This is a genomic window from Methylobacterium nonmethylotrophicum (assembly GCF_004745635.1).
GTDB lineage: Bacteria > Pseudomonadota > Alphaproteobacteria > Rhizobiales > Beijerinckiaceae > Methylobacterium > Methylobacterium nonmethylotrophicum.
The window spans coordinates 17,740-38,321 of record NZ_SRLB01000012.1; the positions used below are offsets into that span (position 1 = coordinate 17,740).

The 20,582-nt window shown below is 72.6% G+C and carries 18 protein-coding genes and 2 pseudogenes; 5 read left to right on the top strand and 15 right to left on the bottom strand.

The features are described 5' to 3' along the window. The first annotated feature begins 264 nt into the window (after positions 1-264). Positions 265-657, top strand: coding sequence for a transposase (locus EU555_RS17090; RefSeq protein WP_099956017.1), 393 nt, complete (start codon positions 265-267; stop codon positions 655-657). A 9-nt stretch (positions 658-666) separates the two neighbouring features. Continuing rightward, complete coding sequence (locus EU555_RS37720; protein WP_099956016.1) at positions 667-1,011, top strand: zinc ribbon domain-containing protein; 345 nt, start codon at positions 667-669, stop codon at positions 1,009-1,011. Between the two features lie 686 nt (positions 1,012-1,697). On the opposite strand, the gene EU555_RS17100 is transcribed toward EU555_RS37720, so the two are convergent. From EU555_RS17100 to EU555_RS17120, 5 genes are all read right to left on the bottom strand, one after another. Beyond that, entirely contained in the window at positions 1,698-2,525 is an 828-nt protein-coding gene (locus tag EU555_RS17100; protein ID WP_099956015.1) for an aminoglycoside adenylyltransferase domain-containing protein, read from the bottom strand. Positions 2,526-2,685: 160 nt separating this feature from the next. After that, complete coding sequence (locus tag EU555_RS17105) at positions 2,686-4,041, bottom strand: adenylate/guanylate cyclase domain-containing protein (protein ID WP_135416187.1); 1,356 nt, start codon at positions 4,039-4,041, stop codon at positions 2,686-2,688. 5 nt (positions 4,042-4,046) lie between these two features. Next, complete coding sequence (locus EU555_RS17110) at positions 4,047-4,523, bottom strand: hypothetical protein (RefSeq protein WP_135416188.1); 477 nt, start codon at positions 4,521-4,523, stop codon at positions 4,047-4,049. 329 nt (positions 4,524-4,852) lie between these two features. Next, positions 4,853-5,257, bottom strand: coding sequence for a hypothetical protein (locus tag EU555_RS17115; protein WP_135416190.1), 405 nt, complete (start codon positions 5,255-5,257; stop codon positions 4,853-4,855). A gap of 125 nt (positions 5,258-5,382) precedes the next feature. Next, on the bottom strand, positions 5,383-5,586 hold the full coding sequence (locus EU555_RS17120) for a heavy-metal-associated domain-containing protein (protein WP_099900565.1): 204 nt from the start codon (positions 5,584-5,586) through the stop codon (positions 5,383-5,385). Between the two features lie 209 nt (positions 5,587-5,795). Between EU555_RS17120 and EU555_RS17125 the strand changes: the two genes are divergently transcribed. Continuing rightward, a complete protein-coding gene (locus tag EU555_RS17125) occupies positions 5,796-8,360 on the top strand; it encodes a heavy metal translocating P-type ATPase (RefSeq protein ID WP_135416192.1) in 2,565 nt (854 codons plus the stop codon). Between the two features lie 16 nt (positions 8,361-8,376). Then, positions 8,377-8,871: a Cu(I)-responsive transcriptional regulator gene (cueR, locus tag EU555_RS17130; protein ID WP_099902274.1), complete on the top strand. Its 495-nt coding sequence runs from the start codon at positions 8,377-8,379 to the stop codon at positions 8,869-8,871. 256 nt (positions 8,872-9,127) lie between these two features. Here the strand turns inward: cueR and EU555_RS17135 are convergent, their stop codons facing one another. From EU555_RS17135 to EU555_RS17170, 8 genes and pseudogenes are all read right to left on the bottom strand, one after another. Then, positions 9,128-10,051 carry a 3'-5' exonuclease gene (locus EU555_RS17135; RefSeq protein WP_135416194.1) on the bottom strand — a complete coding sequence of 308 codons (924 nt, stop codon included), beginning with the start codon at positions 10,049-10,051 and terminating at the stop codon, positions 9,128-9,130. Between the two features lie 4 nt (positions 10,052-10,055). Continuing rightward, positions 10,056-11,000, bottom strand: coding sequence for a metallophosphoesterase family protein (locus tag EU555_RS17140; protein WP_135416196.1), 945 nt, complete (start codon positions 10,998-11,000; stop codon positions 10,056-10,058). After that, the gene (locus EU555_RS17145) at positions 10,997-12,946 is read right to left on the bottom strand and encodes an AAA family ATPase (RefSeq protein WP_135416198.1); all 1,950 of its coding nucleotides are present in this window, start codon (positions 12,944-12,946) and stop codon (positions 10,997-10,999) included. Before EU555_RS17145 ends, EU555_RS17140 begins: the two co-directional genes overlap by 4 nt. A gap of 146 nt (positions 12,947-13,092) precedes the next feature. Next, the gene (locus EU555_RS17150; RefSeq protein ID WP_135416200.1) at positions 13,093-13,518 is read right to left on the bottom strand and encodes a hypothetical protein; all 426 of its coding nucleotides are present in this window, start codon (positions 13,516-13,518) and stop codon (positions 13,093-13,095) included. A gap of 84 nt (positions 13,519-13,602) precedes the next feature. Beyond that, complete coding sequence (locus EU555_RS17155; RefSeq protein WP_135416202.1) at positions 13,603-14,664, bottom strand: hypothetical protein; 1,062 nt, start codon at positions 14,662-14,664, stop codon at positions 13,603-13,605. 259 nt (positions 14,665-14,923) lie between these two features. Then, positions 14,924-15,229: a hypothetical protein gene (locus tag EU555_RS17160; RefSeq protein ID WP_135416204.1), complete on the bottom strand. Its 306-nt coding sequence runs from the start codon at positions 15,227-15,229 to the stop codon at positions 14,924-14,926. A gap of 12 nt (positions 15,230-15,241) precedes the next feature. Further along, positions 15,242-16,018 (bottom strand): hypothetical protein, encoded by a 777-nt coding sequence (locus EU555_RS17165; protein ID WP_135416206.1) that lies wholly within the window; start codon positions 16,016-16,018, stop codon positions 15,242-15,244. A gap of 506 nt (positions 16,019-16,524) precedes the next feature. Continuing rightward, a pseudogene (locus EU555_RS17170) lies at positions 16,525-17,398 on the bottom strand (chromate transporter); the annotation flags it as partial. A 26-nt stretch (positions 17,399-17,424) separates the two neighbouring features. Between EU555_RS17170 and EU555_RS17175 the strand changes: the two are divergent. After that, positions 17,425-18,594, top strand: a pseudogene (locus EU555_RS17175) (MFS transporter). Positions 18,595-19,087: 493 nt separating this feature from the next. Here the strand turns inward: EU555_RS17175 and EU555_RS17185 are convergent. Then, complete coding sequence (locus EU555_RS17185) at positions 19,088-20,005, bottom strand: cation diffusion facilitator family transporter (RefSeq protein ID WP_135416208.1); 918 nt, start codon at positions 20,003-20,005, stop codon at positions 19,088-19,090. Between the two features lie 37 nt (positions 20,006-20,042). After that, complete coding sequence (locus EU555_RS17190; RefSeq protein WP_099903210.1) at positions 20,043-20,582, bottom strand: threonyl-trna synthetase; 540 nt, start codon at positions 20,580-20,582, stop codon at positions 20,043-20,045.

A 20,582-nucleotide genomic window follows, 5' to 3' on the forward strand; every position in this document is an offset into this window, starting at 1 on the left:
ACGGCTTCACCGGGTTCTTCGGACGGATCAAGCGCGGGCTCAAGCCTGGATTCCCACGCTTCAAGCCAGTCTCGCGCTGGAACACCTTCGGCCTGCTTGAGGCCGCAGGCCTGCGGCACGAGGGCGACCGCATCCGGCTCAAGGGTTTTGACCGCCCGATCCGCCTTAACCACGACCGGGCGCTTCCGTCCGACGCCAAGATCCTGGGCGTGACGTTCACCCGCAAGGGCCGGCACCGGTACGTCGGCTTCACCGTCGAGACCAATGAGGTGGTGGCGGCTACGCCACCCGCCGGCGAGGCGGTGGGCGGCGACCTTGGCGTCGAGGCGCTGCCGCATCCCGAACGTCCGACCAGCCTCGCGTCGCGAGCGCGAGATCCGGGTGTCCCGCCGGGCGCTCGCACGATGCCGCAAGGGCTCGAACCGCCGGCGCAAGGTCAAGGCACGGCTGGCGCGCCAACTCCGGGCGGTGGCGAACACGCGGGACCAGCATCTCCACCGCGTCTCGGCGCGGCTGGCGCGCGAGCATGCGCTCGTCGTGCTGGAGGATCTGCGCATCCGGAACATGACCCGCTCGATTGCGGGGACTGTCGAGGAGCCGGGCACGCACGTCGCCCAGAAGAGGGGGTTGAACAGGTCCATCCTCGATGCGGGATGAGGCAAGCTCGTGCAGTTCGTCCGCTACAAGGCTGCCAGGGCCGGTGGCGAGTTGATCTGCGTCGATGCCAGGGGGACGTCGCAGGAGTGCCGGCGATGCGGGGCGGTTGTGCCAAAGCCGCTATCGCTGCGCCAGCACGTCTGCCCGTGCGGGCTGGACGAGCATCGTGACGTGAACTCGGCCGGGGTGATCCGCGACCGAGGTCTCGCGGCCAAGGCCGCGAGCGAGGGGGGCAGCCCCTCGGGGGCGCCAACGCGGGCCGTCGGGCCGTGCGTCGTCCCGGGACGCTCCTCGCCGTCTGAGGGCGGCGCTAGAGAAAGTCACGCGGGGCCATCAACCCCAAATGACGAATGACCGAAATGTCGGTCCGCCCTCGTCCGGGAATGGTCCTGCAGACATTCGGCTCGGCCTCGACCTAGCCTGACGCCCGAGCACGTCCGCCTGGATCCGATCCGAACCAAGCATCGCTTCGGGGCAGTCGCGGCCCACTTGCCCTCGCTTCGCCTTCCGGGCCGGCGTGCCGGCAGGCACGATCCACCTTGCGGCAACGCCCCTTTCGGTTGGTCCCGCGTTGCAGGCACGCGACGATCCGTCGCGGCACCCCCGGCATGCCGTTGGCTGCGATTTAACGCTCAGGCCTGAACCCTCTGGGAGCGCCCAATCCCGGCAGGGGACAAGCGAGGAAGACCGCCGTGACACATGACGATGAGGCGCTGTGGTACGATTCCGAGACGGAGGAAACGGCGAAGAACCGATTTCCATTCTGGGATGTGCCCTGACCCTCGTTGCCACTGTTGTGGCGGTGTACCTGATCTTCTGATCCCGCCCCCTGTGACGAGCTCAAAGCCGCTTGAGAAGCCGTTTAGCCCCCACAAGGGCGCGATGCCCGAAGCGCGCCATAAGCGCCCTTCGAGCGACGGCACGCGGCGACCCCGTGGCGCGCTCGGACGCGTGGCTGCCGCGCCCGGGATGTCCACGTCGCGACCCGCGTAGGCGGAGCAACGCCGCGACGCCGAACGGAACCCGCGCCGACGTGAACGTCATCCGCGCGCCTCCGGGGCGAGTTCCTCCATGTCGGCGGCGACCATGGCGGCAAAAGCCTCGACCTCCCCGGCCTGGAGTACCGCCGCGGAACCCGCGCCGTCCCGTCGGACGGCTAAGGCCCGGTCGAGGACCGACGCCCAGCACGGCGAGAACGTAACCAGCCCGTACAGGCCGGCGTCGGTCTTCGTCGTCACCCGCCCGGTGAGCAGGGTGTAGTGCAAGCGCGCGGTGCCGAGGACGAGGGAGGACGCCTCCCAGGCGCTCGGCGCCGCGCGACGGGCGGCCGTGACCGCCTTCCCCGCCAGCAGCACGAGGTCGCGGTTGATGTCCCGCGACGAGATGCGATGCTCCAGCCCCGTCGGCGTCGTCCCTCGGGCGGCGACGGCGCCGGTCGCGAACGCGTACCGATCCAGTGCCCGGCGCCCGTGCGGTCCGGTGGGGATGAACCGCCCGCGTCGAACTTGCGGTCCGGTCACCTCCCACGTCCCGAGGCGCAACTCGTCTTCCGTGACGTAGATCCCGTCGAGTCGCGAGAGCGGATGCCCGGGCGCGATGTCCTGGTGAACGGCTTCGAGCGCCTGAGTCGGGGCCGGACCGTGCGTCCCGGCAACGAAGTTCACGTCGCTCGACCCGGACCGGAAGTCGCCCAGCACGGCGGAGCCCACGAGGTGGAGGGACCGGACGAGGCCGGGCAGGGCGGCGTCGGCGAGGGCGAGGTAGGCCTGCGCGGCCTCGGCCGCCCCTGGATCCACTGGCGTCAGGGCGGACCAGGACGAGCGCAGCAGCGGAATTCCTTTCGGACAGCGCTTTACGGGGCGTGTCATGGTCGCGGCCTCCTTCCGTTCATCACTCGCGGGGAGCGGACGGAACGTCGCCACGTCGCGTCGTCGGGCGCGGCGACGTTCCTTCCGTGGGGGCCTGCAAAGCCGGGCGTGCCGCTGCCTTCGGCGGGGGAAGGCGCTGTGCCGGACGACGGGGTGGCTTTCACGGCACGCTTCCCGGGTCGGTGACAATGGAGGGGGAGGCTGACGGGAGGCCGCGCCCGCCTTTCTCCGCCGGCCGCTCGGCTGCGCCGAGGCGGAGTGCGAAGAGGCGCGGCAGGGTTGTTTCCCCCGAGGGCGGCAAAGAGCGGGGAGCCAGCCGTTCGGGCGCGTCGGCGCCGAACCGGCGCAGGACGTCGGCGCTGGCGACCACATCCAGGTCTTCCTCCTTGGCGCGCCGCTCGATCCGCGACAGGTCGTTCATGACCGTCCCGAGCACCGTGAACTCGGCGCGCCGGCCGTCGTCGAACACGCCGGCCAGGACCGGGCCGCAGTGCAGTGCGGCGATGACCCGCAGCGTCGGGCGCCCCGCCCTGGACCGCTCGCGGTTCAGCGCGGTCAGGGTGTCGAGCATCGCCTCCGCTGCGGCCAGTGCCCGGCCAGCCTGCTCGCCGGCATCGCCGTCGAGGAACAGCGCCAGCACCCCGTCGCCGACGTACTTGTCGACTACGCCGCCATGGGTCGTCACCGCGTCATGGACGAGCCGCCGGAATTCCAGCAGCCAAGCGATGGAGAGCGCAGGCGGGTACGCCCTGGCGAGAGCCGAGGAACCCCGCAGGTCCACGCTGAGCAGGGTCGCGTGGCGCTCGGCCACGGAAGCCGTGCCGCCCGTGCGGACGACCTCGGTGGCCACGCCGTCCGGCAGGAACCTGGACAGCATCAGCCGCTCCTCCCCGGCGCGCAACGCCGCGGCGGCCGCGGCACGCATCCACGCCGTCGTCGACACGACGAAGCCCGACGCGACAGCGAACGCAGCGAGGCCCATCCCCTGGCGGACCAGGACGTGCGCGCCGTCCGGACCGAGGCGCGCGGGGTCGAGGAGCAAGGCCAGCGCCGTCGCCCACCCGGCGGCCACGAGCGCCGCGAAGAGCGCGGCGAGCCGGGGCCTGAGACGCATGCCGGTCTGCAGCAGGAACAGGTACGCCGGCAATAGGCTGACCGCGTCGGTCGCGAGGTGGGCCTCGCCGCTGTAACGAGGCACGTGGTCGGCGACCACGTAGACCGCGATGGCCGCGTCGGCGCATGTCGCCGCGAGCGGGAGCCAGGAGCGGACGCGTTCGGACCGCGCCCGGGCGCCGGCCGTTGCCAGCAGCGTGACGAGGACGTAGGCCCCGAGCACGACCCAATGACCCGTGCGTTCGCCGTGGCCGTAGTCGGCGAGGGCACCCAGCAGGAGGATGAGGACGACCCCGATCCGGGGGGCCAGCGCCCGCCGCTCGAAGCCCTGCTCGATCCGGGCGGGTAGCTCCGCCGAGAAAAGCCCGGCGGGGTCGGCCAGCGATATCGGAGGTGGTGGCATGCCGCTCACCGGGATGCCCGGGCCGCAGGTGTGCCGGCCGCAGGCATGCCGCCCACATGCAGCGTGACCGGAACATCGAAGCTGTCGAACCGGATGACGGCCGGGACCGTCGCGCCGTCTGGCAGCTCGTTCCGAAGGGGGCCGATGTCGATCCAGGCCGTGCGGTCGCCGAGCCCGTAGACGTCACCCGCCCCGACGCGCACGCCGGCCATCGCGGCGCTGTGGCCCCCACCCAGGAACCCGCGCACCTGCGACGGCTCGCCGGTGGGCAGGAGCAGTCCCACCAGCACGGCCCGGTCCGGCCCGTCGTTCTCGATGGTGAACGTGACCCGGCTCGTCTCGCCTGGTCTCGCCGGGGTGGCGGCGATCCCCTCGATGTGGATCCCGCCCGCCGTGGCGCCCTCGTCATGCGATAGGGCGGGCCCGGCCACGAGGGCAAGCGCCCCAGCCGCGGCGAATGCCCGGAACAAGTTCGTTGTCACTAGTCGATCCTGGTACGATGGCCTGGTCGGTCCCTCGGCACGACCGGCCTGCGCGAGCCTCGCCATAGGCCAGGCAGGACGCGGCGCGGGTGGTGCCGTTCGGGACACGCGAATGGACGACCGGTCGGTGGTCACGCCGCCTCGCCCTCCGCCTCGACGAGGCAGCGGTTCCCGGCCCGCCGCCGGGTTGGCGTCAGGCAAGCGGCCGAAGGGGGCAGGCACGGGACATGGCCTTGCCCGCGGGCAAGGACGCGAACCGGTCAGTCGAGCGACGCGATGAGTTCCGCTGACGGAAGCCTCGCGCGAGGCGGACGCGGGTCCGCCCCGGTTCAGGCTGCCCTGGGTGGGCGCTCGATGCGGAAAGGCGTGCCGCCCTCGACTTGCTCGTCGTTCGTCACATGGCAATCGGAGGTGCGGCTGGGCGGGTCCGTCAGCCCGGGCGCGAGCGAGGACTCGAAGGCATGGCAGGCGAAGCCGCAGCAGGTTGGGGCACAGCGCTTGCCGCCGGACGCGTGATGCATGCAGCCGTCGTCATCGGGCTCGGCCGTGAACGAAACCGGGGCGTCCTCGTGCGGCCCGGTCACGCCATGGTGGTGGCGCGCCCCGCCATGCGCGTACCGCAAGCTGTCCGCGGCGCGGGACGCAGTCACGCCGATGGGTGCGGATGCGCGCCAGATGCCGGCCGGGAAGGCCGCCAGGCACGCCGCGACCATCGCGACGAGGAGGGTCCTCAACGAAAGCAAGGTTCGTCCGCTTCGAAACACGCCCGCCTGAACTGTCTCACGGCTGTGCCGGACAATGCAAGCCAGGGGCCGCGGGATCCCGGCACTCTAGCCGGTGGATCCCGCGGGCGCGTGATTCAGGCGCCCAGCGCCCGGGCTTCGTACCCGGCTTGCTTGAGGGCCGCCACCACTCGCGACGGGTCGACGGCGCCGCGGACGGTGATCTCCCGGCTGGACAGGTCGACGTCGACCCTCACGTCGCCGTCAAGACCCTGGACGGCACGGGTGACGCCCTTGGCGCAGCCGCCGCAGTTCATGTTCGACACGTGGAAACGCAGCATGACCATCTCCTCTGTAGCGCGTTCCCCACCCACATGGTCCTTCCAACGATGGGAAGGTCAAGGGCCGGCGGCCATTCGTGCGGAAGGCGCGATCCCGTTCCTATCGGTTCCGTGGTCCAGGCCGGTGGGATCGCCGGGATCCCGTTGACCTTCCCATCGTTGGAAGCCTTATCTGTCCGTGGAAGTCGAGACAGAGGAGGGCACCGACCATGGGCCAGGACGTCGTCCAAGCTTCCACTGACCATGCCGCCCCGGGACGGCAGCTCAGCCTACCGGTGGAGGGCATGAGCTGCGCATCCTGCGTCGGTCGGGTCGAGGCCGCGCTCGGTCGGCTTCCCGGCGTCGCCGAAGCGGCGGTGAACCTGGCGACGGCCCGCGCGCGTGTGCGGTTCTCCGGCGCCGCAGACCCGGCGGCCGCCGTCCACGCCATCGAGGAGGCGGGCTACGCCGTGCCGGAGGCCCGGACCGAGATCGCGGTCGACGGCATGACCTGTGCGTCCTGCGTCTCGCGCGTCGAGCAGGCCCTTGCCCGCATACCAGGGGTGACAGGCGCCGCCGTGAACTTGGCAACGGGACGCGCGACGGTGCGTCACCCGGCGGGCGCCGTGAGGGAGGCGGACCTCCTGGAGGCCGTGGAAGGGACGGGCTACGAGGCGCGCACGGTCGGGGAGGACCGGGGCACCGACCAGGCGCGCGAGGCACGCGAGGCCGAGGCGGCCGGCCTGCGCCGCGACCTCCTGCTCGCGCTCGCCCTCGCGCTCCCGCTGTTCGCCGTCGAGATGGGGTCGCACCTCGTCCCCGCGCTGCACGCGTGGGTGACGCATACCGTCGGCATGCGTGCGACCTGGACGGCCGAGGCGGCGCTCGCTGGCCTCGTCCTGTTCGGCCCAGGCTTGCGCTTCCTCAGGAAGGGCGTCCCGGCGCTGCTGCGAGGGCACCCGGACATGAACTCCCTCGTGGCGCTCGGCACGAGCGCGGCCTATGGCTACTCGCTTGTGGCGACCTTCCTTCCCGGGCTGCTGCCGGCGGGCACGGGGAACGTCTACTACGAGGCGGCAGCCGTCATCGTCTTCCTCGTCCTGCTCGGGCGCTACCTCGAAGCGCGTGCGAAGGGACGCACGGGCGCCGCCATCGAGCGGCTGATGTCGCTCGCTCCGACGACGGCGCGCGTGGTCCGGGACGGTGGCGAGGCCGAGGTGGAGGTCGCGGCCCTGCGCGTCGGGGACGTCGTCCGGGTGCGTCCAGGCGAGAGGGTCGCGGTCGACGGCGAGGTCGTCGCCGGATCCAGCCACGTGGACGAGGCGATGATCACCGGCGAACCCGTCCCAGTCGCCAAGAACACGGGCGACATGGTCGTCGGAGGCACCGTGAACGCGACCGGCGGTTTCGACTTCCGGGTCACGCGCGTGGGCGGCGACACGGTTCTCGCGCGCATCGTGCGCATGGTAGAGGAGGCGCAGGGCTCGAAGCTCCCGATCCAGGCCGCCGTCGACCGGGTGACCGGCTGGTTCGTTCCCGCCGTCATGGCGACGGCCGCCGCGACGTTCGTCGCCTGGGTCGCGTTCGGCCCGGCGCCCGCCCTCGGCCTCGCCCTGGTGAACGCCGTCGCCGTCCTGATCATCGCCTGCCCCTGCGCGATGGGCCTCGCCACGCCGACCTCGATCATGGTGGGCACGGGCCGCGCCGCCGAACTCGGCGTCCTCTTCCGCCACGGCGATGCGCTCCAGGCCCTCCGCGACGTGGGCACGGTGGCATTCGACAAGACCGGGACGCTGACGGAGGGGCGCCCGGAGCTGACCGACCTCGCGCCGGCTGCAGGGGCAGACGGTAACGAGGTGCTGGCCCTGGTCGCCGCGGTCGAGGCCCGCTCGGAGCACCCGGTCGGCACCGCCGTGGTGGAGGCGGCGAAGCGCCGCGGGCTGGCCGTCGGCCCCGTCCAGGAGTTCGAGGCTGTGCCGGGCTTCGGCGTCTCCGGCCGCGTGGCGGGCCGAAAGGTGGAGGTGGGCGCCGACCGGTTCATGGCCCGCCTCGGCTACGACGTCTCCGGCTTCGCGCCCGAGGCGGTCCGGCTCGGCGGGGAGGGCAAGAGTCCTCTCTACGCCGCGGTCGACGGCCGGCCGGTCGCCATCCTCGCCGTCGCCGACCCGGTGCGGGAGAACTCGCCGGCCGCGGTCAGGGCCCTCCGGGCGCTTGGGCTGAGGGTGGCGATGGTCACGGGCGACAACCGCCGGACCGCCGAGGCCATCGCTCGCAAGGTCGGGATCGACGAGGTCGTGGCGGAGGTGCTGCCCGACGGCAAGGTCGCGGCCGTGAAGGGGCTTCGCTCGGCCGCGGGCGGCAAGGTCGCCTTCGTCGGGGACGGCATCAACGATGCTCCCGCCCTCGCCGAGGCGGACGTCGGCCTTGCGGTGGGGACCGGGACGGACGTTGCCGTCGAGAGCGCCGGCGTCGTCCTGATGTCGGGTGACCTGCGCGGGGTCGTGAACGCGGTCGCGGTGTCGCGGGCGGTGATGCGCAACATCCGTCAGAACCTGTTCTGGGCCTTCGCCTACAACGTCGCCCTCGTCCCGGTCGCGGCGGGCGTGCTGTATCCCCTGAACGGGATGATGCTGTCACCCGTCCTGGCCGCCAGCGCGATGGCTTTGTCCAGCGTGTTCGTGGTCACGAACGCCCTGCGCCTGAGGCGCTTCTCGCCGCCGGCCATCCCGGGCCCGGCCGGCGGCGGGACGGCCGGGCACGCCCCAGTGCCGGGACGGGTGGCCCCTGCGGAGTGAGCGGAGCGTTGCCATGCTGAACATCGGGCAGGCCGCCGAGGCGTCGGGCGTCTCGGCCAAGATGATCCGGTACTACGAGAGCATAGGCTTGATCGCCAAGGCCGGGCGCTCGGCTTCCGGCTATCGGCACTACGGCGAGGCGGACGTGCACGCGCTTCGGTTCATCCGCCGTGCCCGCGACCTCGGCTTCTCCGTGGAGCAGATCTCCGGGCTGCTGGCCCTCTGGCGCGACCGGGACCGGGCGAGCGCGCAGGTCAAGGCCATGGCGCTGGAACACGTGGCGGCATTGAACAGGAAGATCGGGGAACTGCAGGCGATGGTGCGCACGCTGTCGGACCTTGCCGAGCACTGCGGCGGCGATCACCGCCCAGACTGCCCGATACTCGACGATCTCGCGGGCGCGGGCGGCGACGTGGCCGCGGCATCGCCCGCGCCGGGGCTCCGCTTCGGCGCCCGGACGCTTCGGGAGGGCAGGCGGACCAGGAAGGTCGTGTCGGCTCCGCCGGGGTGAGGTGCCACCCGAGGAACCCGCAGGACCTCGGGTGGGGCCGAGGTGGCTCCTTCGCGGACGATCGTCGAGCGGGCCATCGTACCCCGTCCGTTTCACGGCTACTCGGCTCGCCGCTCCGCGGCGGCGTGGGCGTGGAGGCGCCGCTTTCGCTCTCGACCGGCGAGCTCATCCCGACCGTCCGCGCCGCGTGCGAGACACGCGTCTCCCGCCGGGCTCACGCTGACCGGGAGCGTGGCCCGGCATCGGACGCCGTCGGTCACCGAGCGGCCGGCTCGGTGGCGCGACCGCCGCGCGCGACATGCATGGGGGCGGGCCGCGCCGAGGCGGCCCACCGGTCCAGGAAGGCCTTGAGGTGGGGACGCTGCACGCCCTCGCGCCGGAGGTAGTCGACGAGGCTGCGCATGGACGCGTCGTGCCCTGCCTCGTCGGACTGCCCGCAGAGATAGGACCACCTGATGTACAGCCCCAGGGTGTTCAGGACGTCGCACTCGCAGTAGTTCCGGACGCGCTCGATGTCGCCCTCGGCGATATGGTGCCCGACGATCGAGCCGTGCTCGCCCGCCTTCCCGGGCAGGCCCATCGCGGTCGCCATCTCGTCGAGGCCCATGCGCGTCGAGGCGCCGTGGGCCGAGAGCAGCTCCAGCAGATCGGCGTGGTACTCCTGCGAGTACCTCGCGGAGTACCCCGACCACCTGTCGCCCCGCCGGTACCAGGCACTGGCCGGGATGCCATGGACGAAGGCGCGCAACTGCAGGACGGGCACGTCGAACGACCTGCCGTTCCAGGTGACGAGCCGGTGCGCGCCGGCGTCGAAGAGCCGCCAGAACCCGCGCAGCAGGCGCTCCTCGCCCCAGGTCGCCTCGCCTCCGCTCCGGCAGTGCTCCACGACGTAGGTCTCCAAGCTCGTCGCGGGATCGGTCACGATGCGCGCCCGGGCGTAGGACACGGCCACGACGCGGTGCCAAGCGGGCTTCGGGAACTTGTCCGCGGGCCAGTCCGCCGGCACGAGCTCCGCGTCCGGGACGGTCTCGATGTCGAGGCACAGCAGCGTCGTCGGCCGAGCCGCCGGCGCGGGGCGCCCGGACGCGGCCGACCGGCCTGGAGCCGGCCGCGCCGGGACGGGGCGGCCCTGGGGTGCCGACGCGGGGAAGGGCAGGACGCCCTGGGCAGGGAACGGCATCGTGTCAGGTCTCCAGTACGAGGGCCGGATGGAAGGCTTCGAGGTCGCCGCGGCGGCCCCGCGGGTTGGCGACGACGCGGGTCCGCCCGATCCGGAGGTCCACGGATCGGGGCACGTGGCCGTGGACCCAGAGGACGGGGGCGCCCCATGCCGTCATGAGATGCTCCAGGTCGGAAGCCTGCGCGGCCGCGCCCCAATCGACCGGGAGCCCGTGCGGGGGCCTGGGCGCCAGCGAGCGGCGGCTGGGCGCGTGGTGGGTCAGGACGATGGCTCGGTCCCCGGGCCGCGTGCCGTGCACGAGCGCGACCGGGGAAGTCCCGAAGCTTCCCGACTGGACCTTGATGCTGACGAGCGCGTCCTCGATGAAGGCGCGGCTCCGGGCGTGCGCCCCGGCGGCATCGTGCGGCAGGTAGCGGGTGCGCGGGCCGAGCCGGATGCGCCGGCAGTCCGGGTGGAACCGGCGGGCGTACCCGCGGGCAAGGGTCGCCCTGTCCCGTCCCTCGATGCCCCAGTCCGTCCAAAGCGTGCTGCCCAGGACCTGGACGCCCGTCCCGCCCGCGTCCGGGATCCGGACCGCCTCGTCGGAGAGCAGGGTGATCCCGAGGCGGGAGGCGAGGATCCGGCCTTCGCGCAGGGTGTCCGCCTTGCCCCGGCCGTTCCAGAACTCCGCGTTCCCGGGAACGAGCACGACGGGCCGCTCGCCCTGGCGCCCCGCGAGGTTGTCGGCCAACCAGGACAGGGAGGAGCCCAGGTCGTTCGACACGTTCCCGGCCACCAGGAGCGCATCGAACGCGGGCAGGGGATCCGGCAGCCGGAGGGGCGCCAAGTCGACCCTGAGGTCCGACATGACCCAGACGCGCAGCTTGGCGGCCGGGAGGCTCGCGGGAACCCGCTGCGGGACCGGCGCTGGCGCGGCATGCCCGGCCGGCGGCGGGACGTGGCGCGTCATTTCCGCTTTCCCTCCGTCGCACGCCCGCCCGCCCCGTGGCCGGCCATCAACGCGCGCAGGGCGTCGCCGCCGACGACGCGGCGGTCGAGGAGTGCCTTGGCGACCGCCTGCACGGCCTCGCCGAACCGCCAGACGAGCTTCTCGGCCTCGGCCTGGAGCCGGGCGAGGTCGGCCTCGACGGCGCCGCGCAGACCGGGGTCGTCCCGGATCGAGCGCGCGACCTCCTCCATGGTGCCGCGGTAGGCGAGGGCGTCGCCGAGGCCCAGCGAGGCGTGGATGCCGGCGACGAAGGCCGTCGCCCGGGCGAGGTCCGACGCGGCGTCCCCGCCCGCGCCCGCGCTGGCCTCCCCGAGGAAGACGGCCTCGGCCGCGCGGCCGCACAGCAGGAAGATGACCATGCGCTCCAACTCGTCCCGGGTGGGGGAGGAGCCGAGGAGCGGCTTGATGCTGGTCGCGCCGGCGGAGGCGCCACGCAGGACGAGGTCGACCTGCGCGACGCGCCCGACCCGCAGGATCTCCGCTCCCACGGCGTGGGCGGCCTCGTGGAGGGCGCTGCGCGCCCGCTCCTGGTCCGAGCGCCCGTCCTCAGGCGCCACCACGCCGAAGAGGTCCTCGGCCCGCAGCGGCCGCTCCTCGGCACGGGCACGGGCCCGGGCCTCCAGGACCCAGGCGGCCACCTGCGCGCCGGTGGCGCCGAGGGCGAGTTCGCCTAGCGTGGCCAAGTCCACGTCCGCGAGTTCGGCGCCGAGGTGCTGGCGGAAGATCACGGCCAGGTCGGGTGCCCGCGGCGGCTCGATCCGGATCACCCGGTTGAGCCGTCCCGGCCGGACCAGCGCGGCGTCGAGCTTGTCCGCATGGTTGGTGGCGCCGATTATGCAAATATCGGCCGCATTGTTTGCTGTGTAGTTGTCAATCGTCAAAAGCATATGCGTTACTATAGAGTTCCAATATTCTCTGGCTCGCTCGGTCATCGTTGCCCTGTTCGGTATACTATCGATTTCGTCAAGGAAGATTATCGACGGAGCCAACGATGCAGCATGCGAGAATTCTGTATCTATCTGCTTAATAACCGCGTCGAGATAACCACTGGAGGATGAAAACCAAGCTGACACAGATGTAACGATGAGTGGCAAACCCGAGGCTCTTGCAAGCGACCTAACGTAAGTAGATTTCCCGAGGCCAGGGTCGGATGCCAGCACCACGTTCCTGTCGATGCAGCGGAAGGGGATTTCCCCCCGCTTCCAGAGGTCGAGGTCGCGAAGCAGCCTCTTGCCCCAGTCGTGGGCGGCGCCGTAGCCGCACAGGGTTTCGAAGGCGGGCGCTTCCGCGCCGGAGGCGTCGGCCACCGATTTCGCCTCCTTCGCCGCGACCAGCCGCTGGACGCACGCCCGGGCCGACGTTCCGCGGATCGCGCTGCACAGCTCCCAGTAGCCCAGCCCGGCCGCCACGCGGGCCGGCATCGCGGGCGGTCGTTGGCCGGTCGCCGACCGGATGACACGCGCGACGACGTCGTTCGAGGGGACCGACACGCGGATGCGCACGTCGACGGCGGCGATGAGCGCCGCCGGGAGGTGGCGCTCGCAGGCGTGCGACACCCCGAGCACCCGGCCACCTTGCGCGAGGACCTTGGCGACCTTGTCGTTGCCCTTGTCGGGCCGGTCCTCGGTCCGGGAGGAGCCGGTCCGGGCGAAGGTGGCCGACCATTCGCCCAGCACCCGGCACGCTTCCAGGACCGGCTCGACCCACTCGGCCGATGGGACCTCGACGACCATGGCGAGCGCTTCGGCGCGCCCCACGCGTCGCCGCGGGCGGTCGCCGAGCGCGTCCTCCACGGCGAGGCGGGCGAGGGTTTCCGTGGCAGGCATGCGCCGGCCCCGTCGGTCGGCCGGGGAGGAGGCGGCCTCCATGTCGTCGAGGTCTTCGCGCAGGAAGGCAAGGTCATGCATGTGAGGTCTCGCGCATGGGAGTCGGCACCGTCCGGGAGGGACGGCGCGGGCGTTGTTGGGGGTGTGGCCTCGATGCGGGGGGATGGTGGCAGGCGCCGGGCGGGCGAGACCGAGGGGACGGCACCGGCCGCGTGCGGCCGTGCCCGCTAGCGGCCGCCGACGTCCGCGGGGTTGCCGTCGAGGGCGCCGCGGCGTGACAGAACGGCGAGGTTGTGGGCGAGGACCAGGGCGGCGACGTCGCAACCGGCCCGCGCGTGGACGAGCAGGCAACTCATCGCGAGGTCGCCTGCGAACTCGTCCGACCCTCGGCCGTGCACGACGTCCACGGCCACGGCGACCATGGCGGCAGCGTCGCCGCTTACGGCTTTGCGCCACAGCCGATGGTGCAGCAGGACGGGGCCGGCGAGCGCCCGGCGGATCTCGTCTAGCGTCGCGGCGTCGACGGCGCCCGGGCCGAGCACGCGCCACGCGGCAAGCGGATGGCACGCGGGACGGGTGGGGAGAGGCCCCCGACGGTCCCTGAGGACCGCGTTGCAGGGCTCGTCGGCGTCGGCCGGGCGGCTGTGGGGCATGGGACCTCCGGGTCGGGCATGGCTCCGCCATCCCGGCGGACGGCCGGGCGGCGCGGGTGGATGTCTTCGGATGGGTAGAACCTGCTAGTGCAGGCCGCCGCCGTCGGAGGGGCGGGCAGGCTTGCCGAGCAGGTAGTACCGCGACAGCGTCCGCGCCCAGGTCGCGCCGTCGGACGCGTAGAGGTCGGACGTCAGGATCCGCTGGCCATCCCGGATGTTCGGATGTCCGTAGACGCGGCCGGTGACGACACGGACCTGGCGCGTCGCCTCGCTCCAGTCCTCCAGGCGGGGAGCCGATGCCAGGTCCTCCCCGGTCGGCTTCACGCCGTCGCGGATGCCCTGGAGCTCGTCGGCGAGGTCGCGGAGCCTATCCCCGGCCCCCCGCTCGTCCGGCCGGCCGGCGTTCGGGAGGACGGCGCGGAGTTCGTCGGCGAGCGAGCTCCCGTCGATGGATTCCGCATGGGGGTTCCCGGCCACGGCTCGCAGGGCGGCGAGGAGGGTCAGCCCGGCAACGAGGGTCCTCGCCGTCCGGTCCCCCTCGACGACGCGGAGCGCCTCCTTGCGGCTCAGCGCCGGAAGGACCACGGGAAGCACGCGTGCATGGCGTCCGGCTGCCATGCCGCCGAGGAGGCGCCCCACCGCGTCCTCGAAGGCCCGTGCGGCCGGGGCGCCCCCGCCTCGCCCGCATCCCAGGAGCCAGGGCGGAGCGACCTCGGCAAGAGCATCGGACACCTGGCGGCCGGCGTCCCGTTCCCCGTGCGGATCGGCGGCCAGGGCGCACGCGGCGGCATTCTCGTCGAACGGGGTCGGGCCGACGGCGACGACCGATACGTCGGCCCGCGTCCGGAAGGCCCGGTCGGCAAGGCACCGCGGCGGAAGGTCGAGCACGACGTGACGCCCCGCTCGGACCGCTTGAGCAGTTTCCCGTTCGACGAGGACGCCGGCGGCCCGCAGGGTCGATGCTTCGTGTTCCACCAGCCGCACCGCATCGGGCCGGATGGCGAGGGTGGGAAGGCGCGGCTCGCCGGGGAGCGTGACGCGCACGAGGGTCGCGGCATCGCCTGCCACGGCGTGAGCGTCGGCGAGGATGAGGGCGGCATGCGCGGCGTCCGTGCGCCCGGGGCAGCCGAAGATGGCAGCGATCAAGGAAGCCTCCGTGAAGGGGGGCGCAGCCCGACCGTCGAGCCGGTCAGGGCGTCGAGCGGTTCGGGTGATGGGCCGAGGTTGCAAGCAGGTATCAAGCACTGGCCTCAATCCAGCGCAGCCTGAGAGGTCGTGGATACGCGAGGTGAAGCGCGGCCCACGTATTCCCGTCTTGTCGACGACTTGCCGCGTTCGCTTCGGCACCTCTCCCCCTGTCCTAGGGGGAGAAATGTCGGAAGGCGGTGAGGCTAGGGGCCGCCCGTCACCCGTTCGCGAACCAAGCGTCCTCCTCGTCGCGGACGGCGCGGTGCATGCGCCTGGCGGGGGCGAGCGCGTAGTCGTCGTCCTGCCGGTCGAAATCACCGTCCAGGAGGTCTGCCGTCAGCGCCTCCAGGTCCAGGTGCTCCCGCTCGTCGACGAGGAGGGCATCGGCGAGGAGGTGCGGTGCGAGCGGGGAACGGGTCCGGTCCAGGGCTTGGCGCCGGGCGGGGCGCCCGCGGCGGCGGGCGTTCCCGGGCAGGTCGAGCGCGGCGACGGGGTGCGGGACGGGCGTGGCGCGAGCGGTCATGTCTTTCCTCCTTCAACCGGCGATGGTGCAGGTGCAGCGGGCGGGGGGGCGGAACGCGAAGCCTTCGTGGCGGGGCGCGACGGGCCTGCGCCGTGGCGCGAGGTGGCGGGCTCGCCTCGCGCGCTCGGCGCCCGCGGGGCGCGACGGCCCTGCCGGATCGGCGTCGCCACCGTCGAGGTCGCGGGCGAGGTCCAGGAGCCTGGACCGGAGCTCGACCTCCGAGGCCGTGGCCGGCCCGGCCAGGAGCGCGGCGAGGTCGGCCGGTTCGATGGAGGCCGCGCGGGGATCCTCGGCCGCCAGGCATAGGGCCGCGGCGAGGCCGGCCGCGCGGGCCGCCAGGGAAGGGCCTGGCCACCCGCGGCGGAGGTGTGCCGCCTCGTCGCAACGCAGAGGCGGCGAGGCGACGGGCAGCACGCGCAGCCCGTAGGGACGCGCACGGGCGCAGCAGGAGAGCATCCATGGAGGCTCAAGGGCGGGGTCGGGGGAGGCGCTCACGCAGGCCATCGCGTACCGGGCGACTGCCGTGGCGAGGGGCGTCGGCCCGTGGCAGACAACCGAGAGGTCGACGCTGCCGCGTACGGCGCGGTCGGCAAGGCGCGCCAGCGGCAGGGCGACCGCGAGATGGCGGTTCTCCGCGCGCGCGGCGCCCAGGGCCTTCGAGACGGCGGCGGCGGCGGGCGCGAGGTCCGGCCCCGCCTCCGCGGAGCCTGCCAGGCGTGCGAGGGCGGCTCCCGCCAAGAGGGCGGCATGGAGAGCCGACGTGTCGTCAGAGAAGAACGCGATGATCACGGGAGACCTCCGTTGGCGGCCCGCTTCACTTCTGATGTTGGAATTATAGAGGCAGGAATATTATCCCGCCATCGAAATCTCCAAACGCTAGAGGTTTGGAGCGGGGATGGTTAACGAAGCGTTGCGGCCTTGGACGCGGTTGCGCCACCTCCCTGTCCGTACGCCGGTCCGGGAAAGCGGGACGAGGTCCGTGTCATCGGCAGGTCCGCACCTCGCAACGTGGCCGCCATCGAGAGGGGGCGGCCACGTCTGCTCCAAGTTTCGCCGGTTCGGGACTTCGGTGCAGCGCAGCGCAGCACTGGGGCGGCAATTTCGGCTATCGGGAAACTTGGGGTGATAAGCCCGTTCCCCGACTAACTGTCGCGGCGGCCGGCCCGGGTTGACCCGAACCTTTCGCCGTCGGCAGGACCCGGAGCACGAGCCCCGGTCGCCGACGGTGGCCGAGGCGCGACACCGCGAGGCCGGGCACCACCGGTGCACGGCCCCCGGACCCGGGTCGCGACAAGATCCAGCATCTCGCCGGGCTTGAGCCAGCCGTAGTGCTCCACCGCCTGCTGGGCGACGTAGGAGAGCACCGCGTACGCCCCGCCGAACGTCACCATCGCCATCTTCGAGAAGAACACCGCGACGTGGCTGAAGACGTCGTTCGGCCCGACGGCGATCAGGATGGCGGCGACGGGCAGCAGCAAGATCGCGCCCCAGGTCAACAGCATCCCCAGCGTGTGCCAGGTCGCGGCCCGCTCCTGGGGGAGCTCGTGGTCGTCCAGTAGGAAGGGACCCTCGACGACCTTGCCGCCGCCCCGTGCCCGCCGACCTTGAACTGCGGTAGGCCGGCGCGACCGCCGAGGTAGCCGATCACGCCGGCCGTCAGCACGATCACCGGGAAGGGCACGTCGAGGAAGAAGATGGCCACGAACGCCGCCGCGGCGAGGCCGACCATCACCGAGCCCTTGAGCGCTCGCTTGCCGATGCGGATCACCGCCTGGAGCACGATGGCGAGCACCGCCGCCTTCAGGCCGAAGAACAGGCCCGCGACGAACCCGACGTTGCCGTAGAGCGCGTAGACCCAGCTTAAGCCCATGATGGCGACGACGCCTGGCAGGACGAACAGCCCGCCCGCGACGAGCCCGCCGCGCGTGCCATGCATCAGCCAGCCCCGTAGGTGGCGAGCTGCTGCGCCTCGGGGGCCGGGAGGAGCGTGCAGAAGTTCAGCGCGTGCAGGAAGCGGTTCTCGGAGATCCAGCGCCTCTCCTCGACCAGGATGCGGTGCATCACCGCGATCTGCCCGGCAAGCCCACCGAACGTGAGCGCGGCGACGCGGGCCCAGACTGTGGATCGTGAACCGCTCCCAGGGTGGTACGAGCGCGGCGCCGCGGCCAAGGGAGCGGCCCTGAAGCCCACCTCCCGTGAGGTCTGAGAACCGCAGCCGCCTCGTCGTCATCTCCGCCCTGGGGGTGGTGGAGATCCTCGCCTGGGGGTCGTCCTTCTACCTGCCGGCGGTGCTCGCCGGTCCCGTCGCCGGCGACACGGGTTGCCCGCTGGCCTGGGTGGCCGGCGGCCTATCCATCGGCCTTGCTGGTGGCGGCATTCGCCTCGCCCCGGGTCGGAATCGCCATCCATCGGCATGGCGGCCGGCCGGTCCTCGCATCGGCGGCCTTGCTGCTGGCGGGTGGCTACCTGGTGATCGGCCTGGCACCGAGCCTGCCGGTATTCCTCGCCGGCTGGCTCCTCCTCGGGCTCGGCATGGGCTGCGGCCTGTACGACCCGGCCTTCGCCACCCTCGGTCGGCTCTACAGCGCCGAGGCGCGCCCGGCCATCACCACGCTGACCCTCTGGGGCGGGTTTGCCAGCACCGTCTGCTGGCCGCTTTCCGCCTTCCTCGTCGAGCAGGTCGGCTGGCGGGGTGCGTGCCTCGCCTATGCCGGGCTGCATCTCGCCGTGACGCTGCCGCTGGTGCTCGGCCTGATCCAGCAGGCTCCCGCGACCGCGCCCGGCGCGGATGGCGCACGCGGACGCAACGAGCCCCTGACGCCGCGCGAGCGGCGCGCCTTCCTGCTGATGACCGGCGTGCTGGTCCTGGGCGGCGCCGTGATGGCGCTGGTCTCGGTGCACCTGATCGCGCTGCTGCAGGCGCGCGGCGTGGCGCTCGCCGCCGTATCCTACGGTGCGCTGATCGAGCCGGCCCAGGTCGGCGCCCGCGTCGTTGAGATGGCCAACGAGGGGCGCCACCACCCGCTATGGACGCTGACGGTCGCCATGGTCCTCGTGGCGCTCGGGCTTGCCATCCTGGCGGCGGGCATTCCGGCCGTCGCCGTTGCCCTGATGCTCTACGGGGCTGGCAACGGGATCTACTCCATCGCCGGAGGCACTGTGCCGCTCGCCTTGTTCGGGCCGGAGCGCTACCCAATCCTGGTGGGCCGCCTCGCCCGGCCGGGGGCCTGATCGCACAGGCGCTCGCCCCCTCGCTCGGGGCGGTGGCGCTGACCTACGGCGGCGCGGACGCGACCTACGGCCTGCTGCTGGCGCTCGCGTTGGCCAACGTCGGGCTGGCCGTAGCCTCATGGGGCGCACGGTAGGCGCGCCCCGACGCCCGACCTCGTCCGCCCGACGAGCCGGGGCCGAAAGGCGTCCCCTTTCCCCCGCCGGCCGTAGGGCGCCGCCGTGAGCCCCCGCGAGAAACGGGCCCCTGATGGGTCCCGACCGTCTCACATGCGGCGGTGGCGGTGCATATGCCGCATCATGTGGCCTTGGCGGTGGTGCCGCATCATTCGGTGGTGATGGTCGCCGTGCATCCGCTCCATACGGACGGAAACCACGTCCGGCGGCGCGACCACGGCGCCGGGCAGGCCGGGCGCGGGGGAGGCCGAGGTCGCGCCGCCGAAGGCGGCCAGGACGGCGGCAACGAGCAGGGTGTTCCTCTCCGGGTATCGGCGCGCTGGTCGTCGCCGGCGGCTCCATGCCGACCATGGACGGGCCGGCAACCGAGCAACAACCCGGCAAGCGAAGCCGTTCCGCATGCCGGCCCGCCCCGTCGGGCATGCCCGACGGGGGACCGACCATCGAGGCCTCCTAGACCGCAAGACTGGGAGCCTCGGACGCGAGTGCCTCGTTTTCGACCTGGATGGTGACGTGCTCGATGCCGTGGCGGTCCTTCACCAAGCGCCGGATCGCCCGGATCACGCCCGGGCCCGCCGCGACGTCATCCACGACCACGTGTCCGCTCATCGCGTCGAAGCCCGAGGTCAACGTCCAGGCATGCAGGTCGTAGGCGCGCCGCACGCCCGGCATACCCTCGATCCCGGCCTTCAGCGCGCCCAGGTCGACGCCCGGCGGCGTGCCTTCCAGCAGGACGTGGAGCGCCTCGCCCAGGAGGCGCCAGGTTCGGGGCACGATGAACAGGCCGATGCCGGCGCCGACGAGCGGGTCGACCCAGCGCCAGCCCGTCGCCATCACGACCAGGGCGGCGGCGATGACGCCGACCGAGCCCAGCATGTCCGAGAACACCTCGAAGTAGGCGCCCTTGACGTTGAGGCTCTCGGACGAGCCCCCGGCCAGCAGCCGCATGCTGGCGAGGTTCACGCCGAGCCCGACGAACGCCACCGCCATCATCGGCCAGCCGAGGATCTCGGTCGGCTCGACGAAGCGGCGGTACGCCTCGTAGAGGATGTAGGCCGTCACCCCGAGCAGCACGACGGCGTTCGCCAGTGCCGCCAGGATCTCGAAGCGCATGTAGCCGAAGCTCTTGCCTGGCGTCGGCGCCTTGGCCGCGTAATGGATGGCGAGCAGCGACAAGGCCAGGCCGCCGGCGTCCGTGACCATGTGGGCGGCGTCGGCCAGCAGCGCGAGGCTGCCGGTGAGCAGCCCGCCCACTACCTCGGCGGCCATGTAGGTTAAGGTCAGGGCGAGCGCCCACGCGAGGCGTCCCTTGTTCCGGCCCGCCGCCGAGCCTGACGGAATGCCGCCCCCATGCGAATGTCCGTGTCCCATGTCGCTCCCGTATCCTCGTTTCCGCCCTGCCGCAGGCTCAAGGGCCGTCATGTCCGATGAGGTCGGCGACGTGCGCGCCGGCCGGGTGTCCGGTCGCGGCGCGGTGGGCCGCCGAACAGGCCGCGTAACCGGGCCCGAACGTCGTCATGACGAGCTCGCGCCGACCGTCCCCGACCTCGCGGGTGGCCAGGAGCGCCCCGCCGCCAGGCCAAACCTCGGAACCGGGCGACGGCCCCGGGTCGGGCTCGCCGTAACGACGGACGCCCTCGTCGCGGATGGCCTGGCGCGCCCGCGCGAACGCATCGCCGGCCAGGGGCAGGCCGACCCACACGACCTGCTGCAGTCCCTCCTCCCGGCAGACCACCAGCACGACCTCGGCGGTTTCCGGGCCGACGGCCGGCCGCCAGCCCCGCGGGTAGTGCAGCGCGGTCAGGTTCGCCTCCCGGCCCACCTTGAGCGGCCGCGGCACCGTCGCGACCGGTCCCCAGGCGAGGCCGAACGGCGCCTCGCCGGCAAGGGCCGCGCAGGACGGGGCGATGACGGCCGTCACCGCCGCCCAGCACCGGACGGTCCGCAT